The 3,112-nt window shown below is 37.4% G+C and carries 3 protein-coding genes; 2 read left to right on the forward strand and 1 reads right to left on the reverse strand.

Features of this window, described 5'->3' with window-relative positions; genetic code table 11:
- The first annotated feature begins 31 nt into the window (after positions 1 to 31).
- Together O9332_RS02195 and O9332_RS02200 are read left to right on the forward strand one after the other, a co-directional pair.
- The gene (locus O9332_RS02195; RefSeq protein ID WP_288023460.1) at positions 32 to 901 is read left to right on the forward strand and encodes a hypothetical protein; all 870 of its coding nucleotides are present in this window, start codon (positions 32 to 34) and stop codon (positions 899 to 901) included.
- Positions 902 to 1,151: 250 nt separating this feature from the next.
- Entirely contained in the window at positions 1,152 to 2,621 is a 1,470-nt protein-coding gene (locus O9332_RS02200) for a glycosyltransferase family 39 protein (RefSeq protein ID WP_288023462.1), read from the forward strand.
- Here the strand turns inward: O9332_RS02200 and O9332_RS02205 are convergent.
- Positions 2,618 to 2,899, reverse strand: a complete 282-nt coding sequence (locus tag O9332_RS02205) for a hypothetical protein (RefSeq protein ID WP_288023464.1) — start codon at positions 2,897 to 2,899, stop codon at positions 2,618 to 2,620. The genes O9332_RS02200 and O9332_RS02205 overlap by 4 nt on opposite strands.
- Between the last annotated feature and the right edge of the window lie 213 nt (positions 2,900 to 3,112).

The raw sequence follows: 3,112 nt of genomic DNA on the forward strand, positions 1-3,112 counted from the left end.
AACCCTTATAGAGAAAGGCATTTAGCGATTTTTGTCAATTGTTTTTGCTCTAGAGCGAACTAATCAATTAAGTCTCTTGCCAGATAAGGATTTAGTCGATTTATGCCCCCCTATCGAACCATACCAAGTAACGAAGAACCTCATTATCTTTCTCCTACTTCAAGTAGCAATGATTTATTCCTACCTGCCGATTCTTTATTTCAATCGAACTCGCTCGCTCTTGCTGACTGGACTGATGGTCATCCAAATATTAGGATTAGTTTATTTTGTCGGAAGAGATAGAAAAAATACACTTCCCGCAAGAGAGGTTTGCTTATCGAGAGTTTTTTTAACCTATATAATGCTCATCGTTATTGCGGTATCCGCACTACTGTATCCGCTCTCTCTGAAAAAATACTATTTTTTCCCAAAAGTTAGCTATATTACGGGAAAAGAACCGGAGCTTTATCAGTTTTTAGCTAAACAGCCGAAAGATAGTCTCGTGGCTTCTCTCTCCCTAGAGGGTGATAATATTCCCTCCTTTGCCCTGCGTCCCGTGTTTGTCCACCGAGACTCCTTAGAACCCTATAACTTGTTATTCTATGAAAAACTTCGCCAAAGATATATCGACTTGATCGAGGCCCAATATAGTCCCGATCTGACTGCCGTGCAGAACTTTATCCAGAAAAATAACATTCGTTTTTGGTTACTCGATCGCTCCGCTTTTTCCCCAGACTACCCAATCGATAAAGTTGGCCTTCAATCCTTTGGATCGGTAACTTCTGATGCGGTAGAAAGACTGCAAGCGGGAACCCCCCTCGTTTTATCCCAGTTAAGCAAGAGTTGTTCGGTTGTCGAATCAAAAAATATTATCCTCTTAGATGCTTCATGTATTCTCGATGCAAAAAACCCGGTTCGGTAGTTGCGCGGGGAGTAGATAACTTCAGTTCGGGTTAAGGAGATTTTGCCATGACTTCCAGGAAAGAATAGGGCTGACTGGCTAGGGTAAAATTAGGGTTTCGGCTGATCCCGAACTTAGGTTAGTATGGAGAAGGATTAAATACATTATCAGGACATCAACTGCCTCAATATGGTTTTACAGGAGTAGATAAAAAATGAACAACTCATCAAAAAGGAACATCATAAAAATTAGTTTAATAACATTTTTATGGATGGCGGTGATTAACACTGGTCTCGTTAGTGGAGATACTTTGGCTCGCTTGAGTATAACCCATGCTATCTGGACGGGAGAGCCTGAAATTCAACTAGATACTAACTATAAGCCTTCCAGTCGTCTGGACAATACCATTGGAAGTCTAAGTAGAGATGGTAAACGTTATCATACCTATGAAGTAGGTCAATCTTTATTAATGTTACCGGGGGATTGGCTAGGAACTACGATACATCAACTTATTCCCAGAATTCCCGAAGAGTTAAGCCGAAGATTTGTTGTTAACTGGTTAATTTTTCTCCCCATCAACATAGCAGTGGTGATTTCAGCTTACTATTTGTTAATTAAGCTAGAATTTAGCGAAAAAATAGCTAAAATTTCTAGCATAACTTGGTTGCTCACTACCACGGTTTTAAATTATGCTCAAAATAATCAACAAAATAATCAAGTTTTATTATTTATTATTTTGGCTTATATTGCTATCTTTAATTATCTAAAAAATAACAAGATTATCAATATTTATTTAAGTGGAGTTGCTTTGGGCTGTGCTTTTTTAGTTAGAACCACCAGTATTATTCATATAGCAACTACTCTATTATTTTTGTTTGGTATTTTACTATACAAAAGAAAAAGTTGGCCGGCTATATTACAGTCTCTTGCTATTTCGATATTAGGTGCTATTCCTATTATGTTAATCAACCAATATTTTAACTTCCAAAGATTTGGACAATTTTGGACGTTGAGAGCAATAGATATTGATACTATGAATACCGATCCTTTTTTGGAGGGTTTACCAAAACTGCCAGATAATTATCTAATGATTAATCACCCTTCAGTCGGAATATTAGGAGTATTATTTTCTCCAGCTAAAAGCATTTTCATATATGATCCACTGCTTCTACCTTGTTTAATATTGACAGTTTATGTATGGAAAACATTATCTCCCTATCTTCGTGGCTATATATTGACAGCTTTATTGAATCTTATTCTCTTTACCTTAGCTACTAGCCGTCTTGATTTTTGGCATGGAGACTCTGCATGGGGAGCGCGCTACCAAGTCACTTCTATTCATCTATTATTGATTCCCCTAATCGCTCTCTTAATTCAGTATTTGTTATCCAATTTTCATTGGAGACGTTCGTTAATTATTACGCTTCTTATTATTGCTTTTATTATTCAAATAGCATCCGTTAGTTTATCCTCTACTACAGAAGTAGGTATAATTTTCTTTGCTACTCCCAAAACCCATCAAGAATTTCGACTAGGTAGTCGTTTTCGTAACATTACTTGTTTACTCACCTCCTCGTGGTGTATGGAGAAATCAAATTCTCCTGAAGCTAAACCATTAATTCAAAGAGTCACTTTCTTTCCCTTTTTCTTTACTGATAAACGCAATTTAATTTTAGTTCCTTGGCTAGTTTTAGTGATTTTTACCCTAGTTATGACATGGCAATTCTACAAAACCGCCTAATTTGATAGCTTTTTACCATCCTCCGATGCTGCCGCTTCTAGGCTGGTAATTGGGGTTTCTGCCGTCAAAATGTCAGGAATATCACTTAAACTAGCAGTTTGATAAACCTGTTCATTTCTAGCAAATAAATTGCTCATATCTTGAGAATAATTAGAAGCGATCGATAATAAAGCTCCAGCAAAAACATAGATAGGTAAAGGCAAAATAAACCCCTTGGCCCACTGATAAAATTCCACCAACAAAAATAAGAAAACACAGCCCACAACCCAAACTTTCATCGCACTTTTTTCCCCTATCTTTACGAGAAAAGGTGAGCAAAAAGCCCACCTTTTATTTAACTAATTCCAGTAAGAATTTATTCGATCACGGGAGCGATTAACTCGCGTCTTTCCCCCGAAATAACTTTCACCTTACCTTCCTCATCGATATCGACCATGGCAGTATCCCCATCAGAAACCCGTCCGGAGAGAATTTCCTCAGCCAGAACATCT

It is taken from the genome of Microcystis sp. LE19-10.1B (assembly GCF_027530565.1).
In the GTDB taxonomy this organism is placed as follows: Bacteria; Cyanobacteriota; Cyanobacteriia; order Cyanobacteriales; family Microcystaceae; genus Microcystis; species Microcystis aeruginosa.